The sequence below is a fragment of the Cephaloticoccus capnophilus genome, from assembly GCF_001580045.1.
In the GTDB taxonomy this organism is placed as follows: Bacteria; Verrucomicrobiota; Verrucomicrobiia; order Opitutales; family Opitutaceae; genus Cephaloticoccus; species Cephaloticoccus capnophilus.
The window spans coordinates 1-18,389 of record NZ_LSZP01000039.1 but is presented as its reverse complement, the minus strand read 5'-3'; the positions used below and the strand labels follow the sequence as shown (position 1 = coordinate 18,389).

The window sequence follows — 18,389 nt, the reverse complement described above, 5'->3', positions numbered from 1 at the left end:
AGGTCGCTGCCGCCGTCTTTGAGGTTTTTACCGCGGACGGCGTCGGTCGCGAGGTGCAGGTCGAGGCGGCCGAGTGAGCCCTCGTAAAGGTGGGCGCTAAGCTCGGCCTCGAGCCCGAGGAAGCGGGCGTCGGTCTGCGCGTAGCGGTAGATCGTGAGGCCCTCGGCGGCGTCGGGATGCGTGTCGGGCTCAAAGTGGAAATGGTCGCCGTGTGCGATGGCGACTTGGCCGGTGGGCTGCTCGAACACGTAGCCGTCGAAGCGGTTGACGAAGCCGGTTAGGGCTCCGGTCACGCGGCCGGTGCGCTTGCGTAGAGTGAGGTCGAGTGCGGTGGAGGTTTCGATGCTGAGGTGCGGGCTGCCGATTTCGTAGGCGCGGGTGCCGATGTGCGGGCCGTTGGCGTAGCGTTCTTGTGCGCCCGGGCCGCGCTCGTTGCGCGAGGCGGCGAGCCCGAGGCTCCAGTCCTCGCTGAGTTTCCAGAGGGCCCCTGCGGAAACGCTCGCGAGCAGGTCTTTGCGCGAGCGGCCCGAGCCGTTACGCAGTTTGATTTTTTGGGATTCGAGTCGGCCACCGAGTTGTAGGGCGACGGGGCCGATGGGTTTTTCTTCGAGAATGAAGAGTGCGTGGTTCGTGGTGCGCGATGGCGGCACGAAGGCCTCGGCTCCGATGGCCTCGAAGCGGCTCTCGCTGCCGTGCCAGCCCAAGGCGCCGTTTGTGCCCGCGATTTCGCGGTGTAGGAGTTCTAGGCGGGCGTCGTACCCTCGGTTTTTGAAGACAGTGTCAACCTCCCCGTCGGCGAGTTCTTGGTGGCGGTAGTCGGCGAAACCGAGGGCAAACTTAGCGCCGCGTAGGAGCCCGAGCTCGCGGTTGATCTCGCCGGCGAGGTCGAAGCGCCGCTGCACGAGGTCGATTTTTACCGCTTCGTCTTCGTGGGCCTCGTCGCCGTGGTCGTGATCATCATGATCATCGTGGTCGTCGTCATCCTCGTCATGCCCGTGACTGTGGTGATCATGGTCGCCGTGCGAGTGGGCGTGGCCGGGCACGCCGTAGAGGCTGTTAAAGCCGCTCCACGCGATGCCGATGTAGCCGCTTTCGCGTATCCACGAGAGCCCGACAGAGCCGCCGTCGCTCTCGATTTCGGTGTTGGGCACACGGCGGTAATCGGCTTCGGCAGGGTCGCTGCCGTCGGCGATGCGCTTGCGTTGGCTCTCGGCAAAGTGGGGGATTTTTAGGTCTTTGGTGTCGCGCAAAAATCCGTCGATGTGCCAAGCGAAATCCCCCGCGGCGCCTTCGATGACTGCGCCCGCGCTTTCCTCGCGGTTGGCCGAGTGGCTGCGCGCTTCGACGCGACCGGTTATGGGGGAGTTGGGGAGGGCGCTCGGGATGCGGCCAGTGATGACATTTACCACGCCGCCGATGGCGTTGCCGCCATAGAGCAGGGCGGCGGGGCCGCGCACGACCTCGACTCGCTCGACGAGTAGCGGGTCGAGCGAGACCGCGTGGTCAGGGCTCGTCGCGGAGGCATCAATCGTGCCGATGTGATTTTCTAACACTTTTAAGCGGTCACCGCCGATGCCGCGCACGATGGGGCGGCTGGCTCCGGGGCCGAAGTAAGTGGAGGCGATGCCGGGCTCGCCCGAGAGGAGTTCGCCGAGCGTGGGCGATTGGTGCTGGGCGAGGCGGTGGCCTTCGAGAAGCGAGACGGGCTGCGAGACTTCGCCGAGCGTGCGGGCGAGGGGCGAGGTCGAGACGACGACGCGTTCGAGGGCGAGCGGTGCGTCGTCGCCGAGTGGGCGCGTTTCGGTGGCGTCTGCTGCGCGTGTGGCCGCGGGCAACTGCGCGAGCGCGAGTGCGCCCGAGAGGACGAGTAGGGAGAGGCGGAATCGAGGCATGGTGTCGTGATCGGTCTGTGTGTAGGCGTAGCGTGCCGCAGCGAGGCTGCGGCGTGGAACCGCCACTACTATCAAACCCGTCAAGGGGGCGCGTCCCCGCTTTCCATTTTTGCGCGGTGTCGTGGCCGCAGACCGAGCTCCACTGCGCGTGGGACGGCAGCGTGTCGCTGCACCCATTTACCGAACGCTTGGCCGCCGTGCATTCGCACGGCAACCAAGCGCTCGGTAGAAAGGAACCCAAACTTGGAGGCGGGAGTTTACTGGTGATTTTCCCCACCTCGCCCAAACGGGTTATCACTCTACTTTCCCCACCCTGTCGCAACGCGACAGGGGGAGTGCTTTCAAATTTGGGAATTGGTTTCGTCGCGAAGCGACGGGGCCAATTCCCAAATTAAAGGGAAGCGGTCACTGACCGCCGCCCCACGCGCAGTGGGGAATTAGCGCGACACGCTAGGGCTTGAGTTCCTTGCGTGGCTCGCCACGGTTCGCGGGCATGAGTAGCCTTACGCGTTTATTTCTCGTTTTCGTTTTCAGTTTTGCTGGCGTGTTTGCGGCCTCTGAGCCGAGCGGTGAAAAGGCCGAAGAGGGCCCCTTAGTGAAGGGGGTGGTCACGCGGCGTTTGGACGAGCGGCGGCTCGTGATGGTGAAGCACGAGGAAATCCCGGGCGTCATGCGCGCGATGACGATGGCCTTTTCCGTGCCTGATGAGCTGTGGGACAAGCTAGAGCCGGGCGTCTACCTGCGGGGCCGACTCGGCGGCGGTCGTGGAGACTGGCGGCTCAGCGACGTGGAGCTTACGGATTGGCGTTACGAGCCGCTGCCGGAGGATGAGGGCAAGGGGGAAGGGACTTCGGAGACTTCCGAAAAGTAGCTCGATTCCCTCGCAGTCCGGCTCCTAAGACTCTCTGCGTCCCTGCGAGGCAATCAGCTCAAAGAGCCGGTCAAGCCGCGCATTTACCGCGTCAATCTTCGCGTCTACCCGATCAATCTTTGCGTTAAGTTCTGAAGAGACCTTTTCAATCTTCGCGTCCAGCCTGTCTATTCTCGCGTCAAACTTCGCATCCAGGCTGTCTATGCGCCCGCTCAAGTGGGTAAAGGCCCCAAACGCGAGCACAAATAGCGCGACGCCGACTGCCAGCACGGACAAGGTGCTATTGTCGATGGCGATCTTGCGAACCTCCACCCGTGGGGCTTTTTCTGCGACCGGTGCGGGCTGCGCCTCAATGTGCTCTGGGCTTGTTGCGGTAGCCATGATACGGCGAAAACTACCCCACTCGCACGCCCTCTCAAGGCTAAACTCTCCGCCTAGCCCACCGCCTGCCTAGTCGTCGCGGCGCACTTGCCAAAGGCTGAGTGTGACTGCGACGAGCAGGATGGGCAGGCAGCCGAGCAGCAGCCCGTGCCAGCCGAGTGTAAAGACGAACCAGCCCGAAGACAGCGAGGCGGCGGCTTGCGCGCCGAAGACCATAAAGTCGTTGGCGGCCTGCACTTTGAACCGCTCGGCGGGCGCGTAGCTCTTGGGCAAGAGTGCCGTGCCGCCCATGAACAGGAAGTTCCAGCCCACGCCGAGCAGCAGCAGCGTTCCCCAGAAGTGCACGAGTTCTTGCCCAAAGAGCCCGACGGTGACGACACCGATGTAGAGCACGGCCCCCGCCGTCATTACGCGCCCCACGCCGAAGCGAGCGATTAGCCCGCCGCTAAACAGGCTCGGCAAATACATCGCGACGATGTGCCCCTGGATGACGCGCTTGGTGCTGCCGAGATCGAAGCCACAGACCTCGTGCATCGTGATGGGCGTGGCGTGCATGATGAAGGTCATCATCCCAAAGCCAATCGCTGCGCCGAGCGCGGGAATGATGAAGGCGGCCGTCTTCACAATCTCACCGAGAGGGCGCGTAGTGGCGGTTTCCCTACGCGTGCTTCCGCCTGTCTCGCGGTAAAGTTGAAATACCCCAAGCCCGCCGAGCGTGACCAGCCCGAGCAGCAGGAAGGAGCCCGCGTAACTCGGCAGCGCGGGAAACCACTCATCGCCGCGCGCGCCGATTTCGGGGCCGATGAAGGCCGCGAGCAAGCCGCCACAAAGCATTAGCGAGAGTGCGGGCCCGTGCTGCGTCTGGTCAGCTACGCTCTCTAGCGCGGCGAAGCGAAACTGTTGCCAAAACGCCGCGGCCATACCGAGCAGCAGCCCCGCGAGGGCGAGGAGGTAAAACCCACTGGTGAGCGTGCCGAGGAAGCCGGTGCCCGCGCCGGCGAGCCCCAGCGCGTAGCCAAATAAGCTGCCGCGCTTGCGTCCAAAGCGGCGCAAAAGCAGCGCGGCGGGCACGGCGGCGGTCGCGGTGCCGATCACGAGCGCGGCGAGCGGCACGGTCGCCAGCTTCGGCGAGGGCGCGATGCGCGTGGCGAGTAAGCCGCCGACCAAGGTCATCATCGTCGTCGCGCACATGCCGATTGATTGGGCGAGTGCGAGTATCCACACGTTTCGGGGCAGCTTTAAGAAGGAGGCCATCGGGCTTGGTGGGAATGGAGTGACGGGCCGGCTCAATTTCGTAAACCACCGTGTGAGAAAAAATGAAAGTGCCAACCCCTGCTGCCTCAGCGCCTCGCCCATCGGTCACTGTGATTAGCGGGTTCCTCGGTGCGGGGAAGACGACGCTGCTCCAAAATCTCCTCGCGAACGCAAACGCCGGCGACGGCGCGCGCTGGGCGGCGATCGTCAACGATCTGGCTGCGCTCAATATTGATGGACGGCTCATCGAGCAGGCGGGGGCTTCGCGTGTCGTCGAGCTGGCCAACGGCTGCGTGTGCTGCACGGTGCGCGACGCGCTCGCCGAGACGGTGGCCGAGCTGGCGGCAAGCGGGCGTTACGCGCATCTCTTTGTGGAGACGAGCGGCGTCGCTGAGCCGCGGGCAATCGTCTCGCTCTTTACACGGCCCAATGCGTTCGGGCGCAGCTTGAGCGACTTCGCCCGACTCCACGCGCTCGTCACCGTGGTCGATGCCGCGCAGTGGCGCGACGTGTGGCGACGTCTGGCTCGCGGCTCGCCACTCACGTGTGCTGCGCACGCTCGCCGCTCCGGCGAGCCCAAGGCCCCGTCCGAATTGATGCTCGAGCAAATCGAGTGTGCCGACTTGCTCCTCCTCAACAAGGCCGACCTCGTGAGTCTCGACGCGCTTGGCGAGTTGGCCGCTGCGCTGCGTGGCCTAAACACGCGCGCGGAAATCCTGACGACGCGCGAAGCCCGCGTGCCGACCGGGTTCTTGCCGGGCGCGGCGCGCTTCGATTTGCAGGCGACACTCAGTGCGGCGCGTTGGCTAAAAGTGCTCGATGCGAGCGCGGGCGGAAGCGCGGCGAGTGTCTTTAGGCCTGACGAAGCGACGCCGTCGGCTCGCCAAGAAAAGGGGACGAGTCCCGGCTGGCAGACCTTTGTTTTTCGGGAGCGAGTGCCTTTTTGCGAAGCGCGACTGCGGGCGTTTTTTGCGGAGAAACGCCCGCCGGGGCTCATCCGCGCAAAGGGTTTTTTCTGGGTAAAGGAGCGCGCGGCGGACATGGGGTATTTGTCGCTCGCGGGCGAAATCTTGCGCTCAGACTTTGTCGGAAACTGGGCGTCGGCCCTGCTCGAGCGCGGACTCATTACCGAAAGTGAAATCTCCGAGCACGCGCGGGCCGTGTGGGCCGAGCCCTATGGCGACCGCCGCCAGGAACTCGTCTTCATCGGCCAAGGGGTCGACACCGCCGCGCTCGAGCGCGCGCTGCGCGAGTGCTTGTGCGTTTAGCGAATCGATCCGGTTCTGCTGGCGGTTTATCGGCGCAGCGCCCGCGTCGCCGCTGTGCGCGAGAGAAGCGGCTGCGGCGGCTACGCCAGATTATAGCGGCGTTTGAGCTCGGTGAAAGGGAAGTGGCGACCTGGGCACACGGTGTGGTTTTTATCGACCCAGCGGTGGACGGTGAGCGTGTGTTTGGGCGAGACTTGGCCGCTGCGCAGCCAGTCGATGAGCGCGTAGGTGGCGGCGAGTTGTTTCGCGCTGGGCGCGCGGTTTTCGAAGTTACCGATTAGGCAGATGCCGATGCCGCTGGCGTTGACTTGGGCGTTGCGCACATGGCCGCCGCGTAACTGGCCGAACCAGCGCGGGCCGATCGCGATTTGGCCTTCGGGCGAGTCGCGGCCGTTACCGATGACGAAGTGGTAGGCGAGCCCGTACTCCATGCCGCGGCGGCGATGCTCGGCGTCATAGGTCTTGGCTGTGCCGCGCTCAATGCCGCTGTGGTGTAGCACGATGTGTCGCCAGCGCGAGCGGTTGACTTGGATTTTGGCAGTCGCCGCGATGACGTCGGCTAGGCTCCCGGGGACGAGTGCGGTGGCGGCGCGGGCGGCCGCAGTCGCTGCTGCGGCGGTGCCTGCCTTGGCGGGGATGATGAGTTTTTGACCGGTCAGGATGCGGTCGTTGGTGAGCGCGTTGCGCTGCTTGAGCTGCGCGAGCGGTACGCCGTGAGTCTTGGCGATGCGTGAGAGCGTGTCGCCTTTCTTAATTGTGTAGGTCTTTTCGCCTGCCTTTGCGGGAGAGCGTGTCGCCGCGAAGAGCGGTGTGGCGTTAGCACCGAGGAGCAGTCCGGCGGTGGCCAGCAGGCTTGTGTTTAAAAACTGGCGGCGGCCATAGATCATTTTTTCGAGAGCGAGGAGGCGGTCGTGTGTTCGCTTAGGCTAGGGGCTGACTTTAAGGGTGTAGACGATGCCTTGGGTGGTGCCGATGGCGAGCAGCGAGTCGTCAGGCGACCAGGCCAGCCGAGTGGCGGCGGCGGGCATGGTGACGGTCGCGCGTAGCGGTTTGCCTCCGGTATTGCCCGCGCTGCTCAGGGCACGCTCAACACTCCAAAGCTTAACCGTGCCCTCTTCGCTCGCGGCAGCGAGGAGGCCGTGCGTGTTTTGGAAGGCGACGGCGCAGAGCTTCGCGTCGTGCGGCAGCATGGCGGGCGCGCGGCCTTCGGGCCCCGCCCCCGAGCAATCCCACACGCAGCAATCGCTGCCGCCACTGGTGGCGAGCCAGCGTCCGCGTGCGTCGAAGGCGATCGCGTTCACTTTGTGGCTGTAGCCACTCATTTGGAGTTCGAGGTCCTCGGCTGGCCGCCAGAGGTGCACGCTCGGGTCGTGGTTTCCCGAAACGAGCCAATGACCATCTGGCGACCAGGCGAGGCACGCAATCCCCCCTACATAGGGCAGGTCTTTCTGAAGCGAAAAATCCGCGCCGTCCCAGAGCTGGACTCCGCCGTAGTAAGCGGCAGCCAGCGTTTTCCCATCGGGGCTCCATGCGAGCGCAGAGAGCGACTTGGGTGCGGGCGCGAAGCGGTGGGCGAGCGATCCATCGGGGCGTAGGGCGTAGAGTTGGCGGCCTGATGCGGCCGCGAGGACGCAGTTCTCTTTATTTGGCGAGCCAGTGCGAGGCGCAGCGCCGTTTGCCGCGGCTTCGTCCGTTTCTGCCGAATCTGCCAGCGCGGGTTTCCACGCCAAGTGTTCGCACCAGCCGCTGCCTGTTTCGAGCTCGGCAGTGGCGCAGTGTTGTCCGCTGATGGCGTCCCAAAATTTAATGCGCGGCTCTTGGCCGCCACTCACGAGCAACTGCGTTTTTGCGGAGGGCTGCCACGCGAGGCAGTTCGTGCCGTCTGCGTGCCCCGGCGCGGTATGGAGGAGTGCGCCAGTCGATACCGCGTAGAGCGAGATTGGCCCCGCGGCGGACGCGACTCCGAGTCGCTCGCCATCGGGCGACCAAGCGAGGTCGATCACGTAATCATCGAGCTGTGCGGCCCAGTGCTTTACTAGTTCCATTTACGGGGCGGAGCTTATGACCACGCACCAAAGCGCAAGCACTGGCTGGCACTTAGGATGCAAGCAGTGAGCGCAGGTCGTCGATGGAGAGGCGGGCGTTGGCCGCGTCGCTGGCCTCGAAGACATCGGCGAGTTCGGCGCGTTTCTCGTCCTGCAGGGCGAGGACTTTTTCCTCAACGGTGCCGCTACAGATGAGTTTGTAACTGGTGACGGTGCGAGTTTGGCCGATGCGGTGGGCGCGGTCGGTGGCTTGCGCTTCGACGGCGGGGTTCCACCAAGGGTCGAGGTGCACGACAGTGTCGGCGGCAGTGAGGTTGAGGCCGGTGCCGCCTGCGCGTAGTGAAAGCAGGAATACGGGGATGTCGGGCGAGGATTGGAAGCGGTCGACTTCGTGTTGTCGCTCGGTGGCACTCATCGAGCCGTCGAGGTAGGCGTGAGCGATGCCGAGTGCGTCGAGCTCGGGGCGCAGCAGCGCAAAGAGCGAAGTGAATTGAGAGAAGACAAGGACGCGGTGGCCGTCGTCGATCGCCTCTTCGAGGAGTTCGCGCAGGGCGGCGAATTTGGCGGAGTCGGAAATGCTAAGTGCGCCGGTACTGGCAGGTGCACCGGTCTCGGTGGGGACGAGTCGTGGGTCGCAGCAGATCTGGCGAAGGCGCAGGAGTTGCGTGAGGGTGGCGAGGTGTAGGCGGCCTTCGTTGGCCCCGCTGGCCGCGAGGTCGAGGAGTTCGCGTTCGGTTTTTTCCTGCCAGTAGCGATAAAGCGCAGCTTGGGCGGCGGTGGGCTCGCACCAGATGGTTTGCTCGATTTTTTGCGGCAACTCGGGGGCGACGGCGGCCTTGGTGCGGCGCAGGATGTAGGGCGCGGTGACGTGGCGGGTTTGCACATCGTGCCAAGCGCGGTCTTCGGCTTGTGCGCCGAGCGGGAGCGCGGGGATGAGCCCGGGCATGAGGAAGGCGAAGAGCGAGCGTAGGTCGTCGAGCGAGTTTTCCAGGGGAGTGCCTGTGAGGACGAAGCGGGTGTCGGCGCGCAGCGCGCGCAAAGAGGAGGCGTTTTGGGAGTGGCGGTTTTTGATGTGTTGGGCTTCGTCGGCGATGGCGCAGGCAAACTCGACTTGGGCGAAGAGTTTCCGGTTGCGGCTGAGCGTGCCGTAACTGGTGAGGATGAGGTCGTAGGGGGCGAAGTCGTCGACGCGGCGCAAGCGGTTCGCGCCGTGGTGCACGAAGACGCGCAGTTGGGGCGTGTATTGCTGGACCTCGCGTCGCCAGTTTTCGAGGAGCGAGGCAGGCGCGACTACGATTTTAGGCTTGGTGGTTTCGCTCGCGATTGCCGCGAGGAGGGCGAGCGCTTGGAGGGTTTTGCCTAAACCCATCTCGTCGGCGAGTACGCCGCCCAAGCCTTGGTTGCGCAGGTACCAAGCCCAAGCGACACCGAGTCGTTGATAAGGGCGGAGTGTGTCGCGGAGTTGGTCGGGGAGCGGGGCGGGTGGGAGTGTGCTGAGCTCGCGCAGGGCGCGGCTGCGGCGTTGCCACTCGTCACTGGGGCGGAAGCCGGGGGCGAGCTCGTCGAGGATGTCTTGGGCGAGGGGGATGCGCTCGCGTGAGATTTTTAGCGCAGTGTGAGCGGCGGGCGTGGTGGCTTGGCGTGCCGCGGCACTGTGGGTGTTGAGGGCACGCTGGGCTTCGGCGAGTTTGGCGAGCTTCGCCTCGTCGAAGAGGTAGATACGCCCGCCGTGCTCGATGTAGTGGCGGCCTGTGGCGAGCGCGGCGCGGACCTCTGACTCGGGCGCACCGCCTGCGGCGAGGTCGAGATCGAGGATGAAGTCGCCGCCTTCTTCGTGTACGGCGGCCTGTACCTCGGCGTCGCGCAGGTGGGCGGTGCGCTGGGTGAAGTTGGGCGTTTCTTCGAGGTCGAAGTTGTCGCGGAGGCGGCGGCCCTGGGTCGCGAGTAAGTTGAGGACTTTGTGTCGGTCACGCAGCCACCAACGGCGGTTGGACGGCTCTAGGGTGAAGCTGTTGTTTTTTAAAAAGGTGAGGAGAGAGCGATAGCAGGGGTGATCGCGTGGGGGCGGGGTGATGGCCAAGAAGTGCTCGCTGCCATCGAGGAGCCCCGAGCCATCGTGAGCCAGTGCGCTGATTGGCTCTGGCTCACGTTTTTTTGCGGGCGCGGCGGGCTTTCTTTCCTCCGGCTCTTTGAGGAGGCCGGGCATGGGCCAAGGGCTGCGCTCGCCGTTGTAGATAAAGAGGGGCTGCGTGCCGATCGCGGCGAGCAGCTCGCGGAGTTGAGCGCGGCTAAGCTGGATGAGGCGGGGCGGCTCGCTGGCGTTTCCCGACCAACGTTGGAGGAGCGCGAGGGCGGGCAGAACTTGCGGCGCGGGGGCTTGGGTGAGGTCGAACTCAATGCGCAGCGGCACGGCGTTGCGCGCAGCGGCTTGGATTAGGTTGGGCGGCAGATGAAAGACGAGACTCACGGAGCCTCCCATTTGGGAGGGCTTCGATTGCGCGAGGTCAAGGCCGGAGGCTGGGTAAGCCCTGCGGCGGCATCACTCCGGGCTGGGCTGGCCAAGGGCGAAGCAGGCGAGCCGCGCGCTGCGCAAACGCGCGCGCGACTGCGTGGCCTCAAATCCCCAAGCTCGCTTGTTGCGGGGCTTGTTTGGCGCGCAGCTTGGCGGCTTCTTCTTCGGGGCTTTCGGTGAGGTGACGCGGTGGGCGGCTGGCCTTGGCGGCGACGGCGGCTTCACGGTCGGCGACGATGCGGTCGCAAATCGCGTGGATGTGCAGCCGTAGCCAGCGCGCGGTGCTACTGGTTGCCGTGTAATCGGCGGGGCCGTAGCCGTGGATGCGTCCGGCCTGGAGGAGCCGGTCGTTTTGCTCAAACTCGCCGCTGTGATCGGGGTTGTAGACACCGTAGCAGCGACCGCCGCCGCCTTTGACCACCGAAAAGCTGGGGATGTCGCTGGGCCCGTCGGCGATGTAGATCATGTTCTGAAACGGGATGCGGCGGTCCTCAGGGCGCAGGTAGGAGTTTACGTCGATGTCGGGGTTTTTGTTGGTGCCTTTGTTAATCTCGAAGAGCGCGCGGGTTTTGGTGGTGTTGTCGATGACCATGCCGATTTGCGCGATGACGGCGTCGTCGCCGAGTTCGATTTCGCCTTGGCTCATGAAGCCGGGTTGCAGCGGGCTTTCGATAAATTCGCAGCCCCAGATGTCTTCGACGTAGGGCGCGATCGCGCTGCCGCGTATCATCTCGGCGAGCCCTGTGCTCACGACGTAGTGCTCCAGCGCGATTTCGTGTTTTTGATAAAGTGGCTTTTCGCCGGCGTAGGTTTTGGCGAGGTCGAAGAACTCGGGCAGCCCCGGGTAAAACGCAATTTCGCCGCCATATTCGCGCAGCAGCCGGTTGTTGAGCCGTCCAAATTTCCCGGCGAGCACGTAGGTCAGGATGTGGTTGAGGTAACTGATTTCGCCGGAGAGCCGGTAGCCGCGCCGCCGGTAGTTTTCCACAAGGGCGTTGGTCTCCGCCCAAAACGCGGCCTCGCCGACTCCGTGCCGCTGAAAGAGCGGGGCCTGCATGTAGCCGGGGATGAGCGTCTTATCGAAGTCCCAGATGCAGGCGACGGTGTTTTGCGTAAATAAGGTCGTGGGCATAGCAGTGAGCGGGCGGAAGGAAAAGAGGCCGAAGCGTGCGCGCCGCGTTGCCCCTCGACGGCTCCGAGAAGACGAGCCCGGTCGGCGAGAGCAGCGCGAGACGCGCGCGGTAGCGACGCAAACCGATTTACGAATTGTGCACAGCGAAAAACTGCCGTCTCGTCGGCCCCCTTTTCACGGTCGCCCGCTCTCGCGCAACAACCGCCTCTCACGCATCCGCCGCCGACAGCGTTTACACACCAGTCGCCGCATAGTCCCTCATCCGCCTTCATGCAATCGCCTCTGCCTGACCTTGCCCCTTTCCAACAACGCCACGACGAGCTCGCCGCGCAGATGGCCGACCCGGCCTTTTACAATAACCCCCGCGCCGCCGCCGACATCTCGCGCGAGCACCAGCGGCTGCACGAGCTCCTCGGCTCACACGCCCGCTACGCCAAACTCCTCGCCAACATCGCCGAGGCCGAGGCGTTAAAAAGCGATTCCCGCGCAGACCCCGAACTCCGTGAGCTGGCGCTGGGCGAGTTGCCCACGATGCAGGCTGAGGCCGACGCGCTCCATGCCGAGATCCTGCGTGCGATGATTCCGCCCGACCCGAGCGACTCGCGTAACACCGTCATGGAAATCCGCGCGGGCACCGGTGGCGACGAAGCCAGCCTCTTCGCCGCAGACCTCTACCGGCTCTACTCGCGCTACGCCGAGACGCGTGGCTGGCGCGTCCAAGTGATGAGTAGCAGCGGCTCCGACCGCGGCGGGTTTAAGGAGGTCATCTTCCTCATCAGCGGCAGCGACGTGTATAAACAACTCAAATACGAGAGCGGCGTGCACCGCGTGCAGCGCGTCCCTGTGACTGAGGCCAACGGCCGCATCCACACTTCGACCGTGACCGTCGCCGTCCTGCCCGAGGCCGAAGAGGTGGACGTGCAAATCGACCCCGAAGACCTAGAAATCACCGTGTCCCGCGCCAGCGGCCCCGGCGGCCAAGGCGTCAACACGACCGACTCGGCAGTGCAGATTTTGCACAAACCCACCGGCCTCATCGTCCAGTGCGCGGACGAGCGTTCACAGATAAAAAACAAAGCGCGCGCCATGACCGTCTTGCGCTCGCGACTCCTCCAACGCCGCGAAGAAGAGGAGCGCGCCAAATACGCCAGCGAGCGCAAAAGCCAGATCGGCTCGGGCGACCGCAGCGAGCGGATCCGCACTTACAACTTCCCGCAAAACCGCGTCACCGACCACCGCATCGGCCTCACCCTCCAAAGCCTCCCACAAGTCCTCGCCGGCGAAATCGACGAGCTCCTCACCGCACTCCAACGTGCCGACCACGCGGAAAAACTCGCCGCCATAAACCGCGGCGAGCCCGCGTAGCCCACCTGAGTAGCGTGCCGCGAGGTCAGTGTCAGAACTCACAGACCTCCACTGCGCGTGGTGCGGCAGCGTGTCGCTGCACCCGTTTAGATTTTGGTTTCGCCTCTGCGCGAGGCGCAGAAACGAAACCAAAATCTGAAAAGGAACCCAAACTTGGAGGCGGGAGTTTACTCGTGGTTTTTCCCACTTCGTCCAAACGGGTTATCACTCTACTTTCCCCTCCCTGTCGCAACGCGACAGGGGGAATGCTTTCAAATTTGGGAATTGGTTTCGTCGCGAAGCGACGGGGCCAATTCCCAAATTAAATGGAAGCGGTCACTGACCGCCGCCCCACGCGTAGTGGAAAAGGCTGGGGAAGATGAAAGCGTGTCCTTTGCTTTCTGGCTTTTAAAGCGGTGGGGGGGCGGTGCTTAAATACTGTGTGTATGCGCAGCGTTTTAGAAATCATCACGGCCAGCAGTGACTATCTCGCTGCGCGCGGCATCGAAAATGCGCGCCTCAATGCGGAGCACCTCATTGGCCATGCGCTGGGGCTTCCGCGCATGCAGCTGTACCTCCAATTCGAGCGACCGCTTGTGGAGCGCGAGCTGGAGGCGATTCGCGTGTTGCTGCGCCGTCGGGCGGCGCGCGAGCCCTTGCAATACATCGTCGGCGAAACCGAGTTCTTCGGGCTCACGCTCAAGGTCGATGCGCGCGCACTCATCCCGCGCCCGGAGACGGAGTATCTGGTCTCGCTGCTGACTGAGCGACTTGGCGCAAGTGAGGGGCCCGTGACGTCCGCGCACACGCAGTGCTCGCCGTCTACGCCCGCGCTTACGCACTGCCCGCCGCGCCGGATTCTCGATCTTGGGACGGGCACGGGCGCGATTGCGCTCGCACTCGCCAAATATTGGGAGGACGCGCAAGTCGTCGCGCTCGATGCCAGTACGGATGCGCTCGCACTGGCTCGCGAAAACGCTGAGCGAAACGGGCTTGCCGACCGTGTGGAGTTCTTGGCGTCTGACTGGTTTTCCGCGTTGGCGAGCGGTGCCGAAGCGCGGGTGAACACGCCCTTTGATCTGATTGTAAGTAATCCGCCTTATCTTTCGGCAGAGGAAGTGAGCGAATCGCTCGCCGAAGTAAAAAACCACGAGCCCGCGCAGGCACTTAGCCCCGGGCAATCGGGGATGGAGGCATTTTATAAAATCGTGGCCGAGGCCCCGCGCTACCTACGCCGCAGCGAAGCGAGTGAGTCAGGCGAGGGAGCCGGAGGGCGCGGCGGCGCTGGGGTGCGTGGCGGTGTGCTCGCGCTGGAAACGGGAATCGCCCAACACGCTGAACTGGCCGGGCTTTTTCGCGAAGCGGGTTTCGCCCATTACGAGTTTCTACCCGACCTCGCCCAGCGCCCCCGCTACGCGCTGGCTTGGGCGTGAGTGCTGCGCGTGTTATGGCGTCGTTCTTGCGGTGAGGGGTGGGGCGTTGTGGATCCAGTTGCTCGGGTCGTGACCCAGTGCGATGACGTCGGCTACGACGCGTAGGCTTTCCTTTAGGTGCACGTCGACTTTGGCGTAGGCGCCGGTGTCGTCTTCTTCCTCTTCAAGGTCGTCGTCATCATCGCTGGCGGGTGAGTCCTCCGTCCCGTCACTTGCGAGGAGCGTGTCGCTGATCTCGCGGGTCGGACTAGCCGAGTCGTTGGCAGGCTCTGCGCGGCTTGCGTCGTTTACGTTTGCTGTCGTGTCCGCCTCGGCGAGCAGTGCGTCGTCATCTGCGGCATCTGTGGCAGCCTCATCGATTTCAACAGAGGCCGTGCCGTCAGCGTTCTTGGTGGCGGTCGTGGTTTGGCGTTCTTCGGGGGGGCTTAGCCAGAATTCTTCGTAAGCGTAGTCGAGCGCGGCGAGGCGCTTGCGTTCGGCGAGGAAGGCTTTGCGGAGGGCTTTGTCTTCGTCGCGGCGGGCGCGGCGTTTCTCCAGGTTTACGGAGACGAGTTTCTCGTCTTGGCGTTGTTTGAACCAATCGATGTTGCGGCGCAGGTAGTCGAACTCCTCGAGGCTGTTTTGGCGGGCGAGGCTCGCGTCGCGGAGTGTGGCCAGGAGGTTGTCGTCGATGGGCGCGCCGTCGAAGAAGGTGCTGGGGATTTCGTCCCAGGCGAGTGCGCGGGGCAGCTCGGCTTCTCCGATGGGGAGGTGGTCTTCGATGGAGGGCAGGATGATGTCGGGGACGACGCCTTTGCGCTGCGTGGAATCGCCGTTGGGCAGGTAGTATTTTTGGACGGTGAATTTGGTGGCACCGGTCTTCGCGCCGGAGCGGGCGAGTTGGGGCACGTAGCGGCGCATTTCTTCGAGGGCTTGGACGGAGCCTTTACCGTGCGTGGAGCGGTCGCCGATGATGATGGCGCGGCCGTAGTTTTGCAGGGCCCCGGCGACGATTTCGGAGGCGGACGCGCTGAAGTGGTCAACCAAGACGGCGAGCGGGCCGGTGTAGGCGATCGTGGGCGATTCGTCGGAGCTGACGCGGATCTCGCCAGAGTAGCTTTTGACTTGGACGACGGGGCCGCGCGGGATGAATAGGCCGGTGATGTCGATGGCTTCGTTGAGGAGGCCGCCGCCGTTGCCGCGCAGGTCGAGGACGAGGCCTTGGATGCCTTGCGCTTGGAGCTGGGCGATGAGGCGGGCGACGTCGTGTGTCGCGCTGGAGTTTTCTTCGCCGTCGGGGCCGCCTTCCTCGGCGGCGCCGTAAAAGGAGGGGAGTGTGATGACGCCGATCGGCGCGGTGCGAGCGGTGCTCGGGGAGTGATCGGTAGCGTCGCCGGAGGGCGCGGCGATGTGCTCGCCGGTGGGGACTTGGAAGAGGCCGGCGTAGGCGCGTGCGCTGTTGAGCTTTACGGTGTCGCGGGTGATGAGGACTTCGCGGCGGGCGGCGGGGTCGGTGGCGTCGCCGGGCTGGACGAGAAGGCGGACGGTGCTGCCTTTTTCGCCGCGGATTTGATCGACGATTTTGCGCAGCTTTAGGCCGATGATTTCCAGAAAATCGCCGTCTTCGCCTTGGGCGACGGAGATGATTTTGTCGTTGGCTTTGAGCTCGCCGCCGAGCGCAGCGGGGCCGCCGGGGACGAGTTCTTTAACCACGCAGTAGTCGTCCTCGACGGTGAGCAGTGCGCCGATGCCGACGAGTTCGAGTTTTAGCTGGATGTTGAAGTCCTCGAAGGTGTCGCCGGAGAGGTAGGCGGTGTGCGGGTCGTAGAGGCGGGCGATCGTGGCGAGGAACATTTCGCCGACGTCGCTGGTTTCGGTTTCGGCGAGGTTTTTGAGGAGGCGTTCGTAGCGAGTGCGGACGGCTTCGGCGGCTTTTTCGGGGCTGCGTTTGTTTAAAAGCTCGGCGATGAGTTCAAACTTGAGCCGATTGAGCCAGAGGCTGTCGGCTTCGGCGGGGCTGTCCGGCCACTCGACTTTGCGGCGGTCGATGCGGTGGTGGTCGTCACTGTCGAGGTCGGCGAGGGCGGCGTCGATGTTGCGGAAAATCCAGTCGACCCGTTCGTGGGCGCGCAGTTCGTAGCGGGAAAAGATTTCGTAGGCGGCGTCGATGTTACCGAGGCGGCTGACGTTCCAATAGAGGCTGGTGGAGTGTTTTTTCTCGAAGAGGTCGCGGTCGCTTTTGAGGAAGAACATCCGCTGGCCGTCGAGGGCGCTCATGTAGTCTTTGATGACTTCGATGTAGCTGGAGCTGCGGACAGTGTCGCGGTTGTAGTGCGCTTGGGAGAGGAGTTGGACGAGGATGCGCGCTTCGGTGGAGAGGGCGGGAGAGGTGGTGAACTCGCGGCGGTCGGCGGTGCTGCTGCTGATGCGTGGGGCGGCTGTAGTCGTAGTGGCGGTCGTCGTGGTCGCATTGGCCGTGGGCGCGGCTTTTGCGGCGCGTGGGGCCTGTGCTTGCGATTGCGATTGCGCCGGGCGAGGCGAGAGGAGCGCGACAGCGAGGCCCAAGAGGAGCAGCGGAAGCAGGGAGCGTGGGGTGCGGTGGCGGCGGCGAGTCATGAGGGCGGGAGAGGCGTGCGGAGAAAAAAGGGTGGGTGTGGGAAATGGGAGCGGCGGCGTGAGCGTGAGTGCGTGTGTGCCGCTTTGTGACAGCGACTGCGCGAAAGGTTCGCTACGGAGGACTGCGTTTTTCTGCGTAGTCAACCCGCGGCATGAGGACAGGGGGCGGATTCAGCGTTGGCTAAGGTGGTCTTTGGCGGTGTCGAGAAGTCGCTTTTCCTCGTCGGTGAGTGCGCCGAAGCCTTGGGCGTTGATTTTGTCGAGGATGCGGTCGACCTCGGCGCGCAGGTTGGTGGGCTCGCTGAGGTTGACGCGGTATTTAGGCGCGGCCGCTGCGGCAGTCGCGCGTTTGCTGGTGCTGGCTGTCGTTTTGCTCGCGGCGGCGCGGCGGCGTGCCCACTTGGGAAGCTCGAGTCGGCCCCAGTTGCGCTCGTGTAGGTAGCGGTAGTAGAGCCAGCCACTAAGCATCCCGCCGAGGTGCGCGGAGTGCGCGATGCCGAAGGGCGAGGCGGCTCCCATGATTTCGTAAAACAAGAAACCGCAGGCCGAGAGCCCGAGTGCCGCCCACGCGATGTGTTTCGGCTTTAGCGAGACAGGGAAGACAAAGAAGAGGAGCAGCGTAATCCGCCGGTTGGGATAGAAGCAGGCGAAGATGGTTAACAGTCCGTAAACGCTGGCCGAGGCTCCTATTAGCAGCCCGTAGTTGCGCCCGCCTATCCAGTGTGTCGCTAGCCAGAGGAGCCCGCCGATCATTGAGGCCGCCGCGTAGAAGATTACGAAGCGGCGTTCGCCGATTACAGGGAGGAGTTCGCGTCCGAGGAAATATAGCCCGAGGAGATTCCCGACGATGTGGAGGAGGTTTTCGGGGGCGTGGAGGAAGGAGTAGCTGAGCAGGGGCCAGACCTGGCCGCTTTTGAAGCCAGCAGGGCTTAGCGCAAAGAGTTGCGTAAAGGTGCGGTCGATGCCGAACCAGCGCGAGAAGACGAGTTGTAGGACGAAGCCCGAGATGATCGCGGCAATCAACCAGACGAGGGCCGAGGTCTTCCGCGCGGACGGGTAGCTATCGCGCATGTAGGGGCGGTCGTATAACATGTGCGGCGCAGTTAAGAGTGCGGCCTTGGGCGCGGGCAATGAAAACCAAATCGCCGCGCTGGCCGCGCCTGGTTCGAAGCAGACCTGAGATTTGCCGATGGGCCAACGCGCGCCGCGCCAAATAACGCGCAAAGCGGACTCAGTCTGCGCCGTCGTTGCCGATGGCCTCGACTGGGCAGCCCTCTAGGGCCTCCATACACAAGGCGAGATCGTCTTCGCTCGTGGGCTGGTTGTAGACGTAGGAGTAGCCGCCCTCATCGAAACGGTTGAAGAAGTCGGGAGCTGTCTCGCGGCACAAGTCGCAGTCGATGCATTGCTGATCGACGTAGAAACTGCCTGCCACGTTATTTTCCCATTTGTCTGCTTTATTAGCCATAGGTTCAAAGGGACTGAGAAAAACAGGCTCTTCTCAGAGTCAACTATCCAAGCTAGAACGGCTTATTTTTGCGAGTGCTGTTATAATCGCAACTTCTGGGGAGGACTCTCCGCGTCGCCTGAGCAGGGCGAGCAGTTGATCGCGGCGGCTAATGGAGACGCAGCGGCGCAAGCGGCGTATAACAAGGCGGTGCG

Annotated in this window: 14 protein-coding genes; 4 read left to right on the top strand and 10 right to left on the bottom strand. The window is 63.9% G+C overall.

Features of this window, described 5'->3' with window-relative positions:
• The coding region (locus AXK12_RS04610; RefSeq protein WP_197456992.1) for a TonB-dependent receptor domain-containing protein at window positions 1–1,976 on the bottom strand (1,976 nt) is incomplete at its 3' end.
• 409 nt (window positions 1,977–2,385) lie between these two features.
• Between AXK12_RS04610 and AXK12_RS04605 the strand changes: the two genes are divergently transcribed.
• Entirely contained in the window at window positions 2,386–2,763 is a 378-nt protein-coding gene (locus AXK12_RS04605; RefSeq protein WP_068711929.1) for a copper-binding protein, read from the top strand.
• A gap of 24 nt (window positions 2,764–2,787) precedes the next feature.
• On the opposite strand, the gene AXK12_RS04600 is transcribed toward AXK12_RS04605, so the two are convergent.
• Window positions 2,788–3,144 (bottom strand): hypothetical protein, encoded by a 357-nt coding sequence (locus AXK12_RS04600; RefSeq protein WP_156468869.1) that lies wholly within the window; start codon window positions 3,142–3,144, stop codon window positions 2,788–2,790.
• A 69-nt stretch (window positions 3,145–3,213) separates the two neighbouring features.
• The gene (locus tag AXK12_RS04595; RefSeq protein WP_068711925.1) at window positions 3,214–4,398 is read right to left on the bottom strand and encodes an MFS transporter; all 1,185 of its coding nucleotides are present in this window, start codon (window positions 4,396–4,398) and stop codon (window positions 3,214–3,216) included.
• A gap of 62 nt (window positions 4,399–4,460) precedes the next feature.
• Between AXK12_RS04595 and AXK12_RS04590 the strand changes: the two genes are divergently transcribed.
• Window positions 4,461–5,666, top strand: a complete 1,206-nt coding sequence (locus AXK12_RS04590; protein WP_082782649.1) for a GTP-binding protein — start codon at window positions 4,461–4,463, stop codon at window positions 5,664–5,666.
• An 80-nt stretch (window positions 5,667–5,746) separates the two neighbouring features.
• Here the strand turns inward: AXK12_RS04590 and AXK12_RS04585 are convergent, their stop codons facing one another.
• The 4 genes from AXK12_RS04585 to AXK12_RS04570 all read right to left on the bottom strand — a co-directional run bounded on the left by AXK12_RS04585 (window position 5,747) and on the right by AXK12_RS04570 (window position 11,355).
• Complete coding sequence (locus AXK12_RS04585) at window positions 5,747–6,553, bottom strand: N-acetylmuramoyl-L-alanine amidase (protein WP_068711921.1); 807 nt, start codon at window positions 6,551–6,553, stop codon at window positions 5,747–5,749.
• A gap of 39 nt (window positions 6,554–6,592) precedes the next feature.
• Entirely contained in the window at window positions 6,593–7,711 is a 1,119-nt protein-coding gene (locus AXK12_RS04580) for a WD40 repeat domain-containing protein (protein WP_068711919.1), read from the bottom strand.
• A gap of 52 nt (window positions 7,712–7,763) precedes the next feature.
• On the bottom strand, window positions 7,764–10,178 hold the full coding sequence (locus AXK12_RS04575) for a DEAD/DEAH box helicase (protein ID WP_231863543.1): 2,415 nt from the start codon (window positions 10,176–10,178) through the stop codon (window positions 7,764–7,766).
• 148 nt (window positions 10,179–10,326) lie between these two features.
• Entirely contained in the window at window positions 10,327–11,355 is a 1,029-nt protein-coding gene (locus AXK12_RS04570) for an HAD family hydrolase (RefSeq protein WP_068711915.1), read from the bottom strand.
• Between the two features lie 270 nt (window positions 11,356–11,625).
• Here AXK12_RS04570 and prfA point away from each other — a divergent pair, with 270 nt between their 5' ends.
• Both prfA and prmC read left to right on the top strand, forming a co-directional pair.
• Complete coding sequence (gene prfA, locus AXK12_RS04565; protein ID WP_068711913.1) at window positions 11,626–12,720, top strand: peptide chain release factor 1; 1,095 nt, start codon at window positions 11,626–11,628, stop codon at window positions 12,718–12,720.
• Window positions 12,721–13,145: 425 nt separating this feature from the next.
• Entirely contained in the window at window positions 13,146–14,132 is a 987-nt protein-coding gene (gene prmC / locus AXK12_RS04560; protein WP_068711911.1) for a peptide chain release factor N(5)-glutamine methyltransferase, read from the top strand.
• A gap of 12 nt (window positions 14,133–14,144) precedes the next feature.
• Here prmC and AXK12_RS04555 read toward each other — a convergent pair whose 3' ends face one another.
• The 3 genes from AXK12_RS04555 to AXK12_RS04545 form a co-directional block, all read right to left on the bottom strand.
• Entirely contained in the window at window positions 14,145–16,727 is a 2,583-nt protein-coding gene (locus tag AXK12_RS04555) for a carboxy terminal-processing peptidase (protein ID WP_156468867.1), read from the bottom strand.
• A gap of 171 nt (window positions 16,728–16,898) precedes the next feature.
• The gene (locus tag AXK12_RS04550; RefSeq protein WP_068711933.1) at window positions 16,899–17,819 is read right to left on the bottom strand and encodes a rhomboid family intramembrane serine protease; all 921 of its coding nucleotides are present in this window, start codon (window positions 17,817–17,819) and stop codon (window positions 16,899–16,901) included.
• Between the two features lie 139 nt (window positions 17,820–17,958).
• On the bottom strand, window positions 17,959–18,195 hold the full coding sequence (locus AXK12_RS04545; protein WP_068711907.1) for a ferredoxin: 237 nt from the start codon (window positions 18,193–18,195) through the stop codon (window positions 17,959–17,961).
• Window positions 18,196–18,389: the final 194 nt, after the last annotated feature.

Excerpts from the sequence above, each read along its gene's own strand:
- AXK12_RS04605 (WP_068711929.1), top strand. The coding sequence starts at position 2,386 with ATGAGTAGCCTTACGCGTTTATTTCTCGTTTTCGTTTTCAGTTTTGCT.
- AXK12_RS04600 (WP_156468869.1), bottom strand. The coding sequence starts at position 3,144 with ATGGCTACCGCAACAAGCCCAGAGCACATTGAGGCGCAGCCCGCACCG.
- AXK12_RS04595 (WP_068711925.1), bottom strand. The coding sequence starts at position 4,398 with ATGGCCTCCTTCTTAAAGCTGCCCCGAAACGTGTGGATACTCGCACTC.
- AXK12_RS04590 (WP_082782649.1), top strand. The coding sequence starts at position 4,461 with ATGAAAGTGCCAACCCCTGCTGCCTCAGCGCCTCGCCCATCGGTCACT.
- AXK12_RS04585 (WP_068711921.1), bottom strand. The coding sequence starts at position 6,553 with ATGATCTATGGCCGCCGCCAGTTTTTAAACACAAGCCTGCTGGCCACC.
- AXK12_RS04580 (WP_068711919.1), bottom strand. The coding sequence starts at position 7,711 with ATGGAACTAGTAAAGCACTGGGCCGCACAGCTCGATGATTACGTGATC.
- AXK12_RS04570 (WP_068711915.1), bottom strand. The coding sequence starts at position 11,355 with ATGCCCACGACCTTATTTACGCAAAACACCGTCGCCTGCATCTGGGAC.
- prfA (WP_068711913.1), top strand. The coding sequence starts at position 11,626 with ATGCAATCGCCTCTGCCTGACCTTGCCCCTTTCCAACAACGCCACGAC.
- prmC (WP_068711911.1), top strand. The coding sequence starts at position 13,146 with ATGCGCAGCGTTTTAGAAATCATCACGGCCAGCAGTGACTATCTCGCT.
- AXK12_RS04555 (WP_156468867.1), bottom strand. The coding sequence starts at position 16,727 with ATGACTCGCCGCCGCCACCGCACCCCACGCTCCCTGCTTCCGCTGCTC.
- AXK12_RS04550 (WP_068711933.1), bottom strand. The coding sequence starts at position 17,819 with ATGTTATACGACCGCCCCTACATGCGCGATAGCTACCCGTCCGCGCGG.
- AXK12_RS04545 (WP_068711907.1), bottom strand. The coding sequence starts at position 18,195 with ATGGCTAATAAAGCAGACAAATGGGAAAATAACGTGGCAGGCAGTTTC.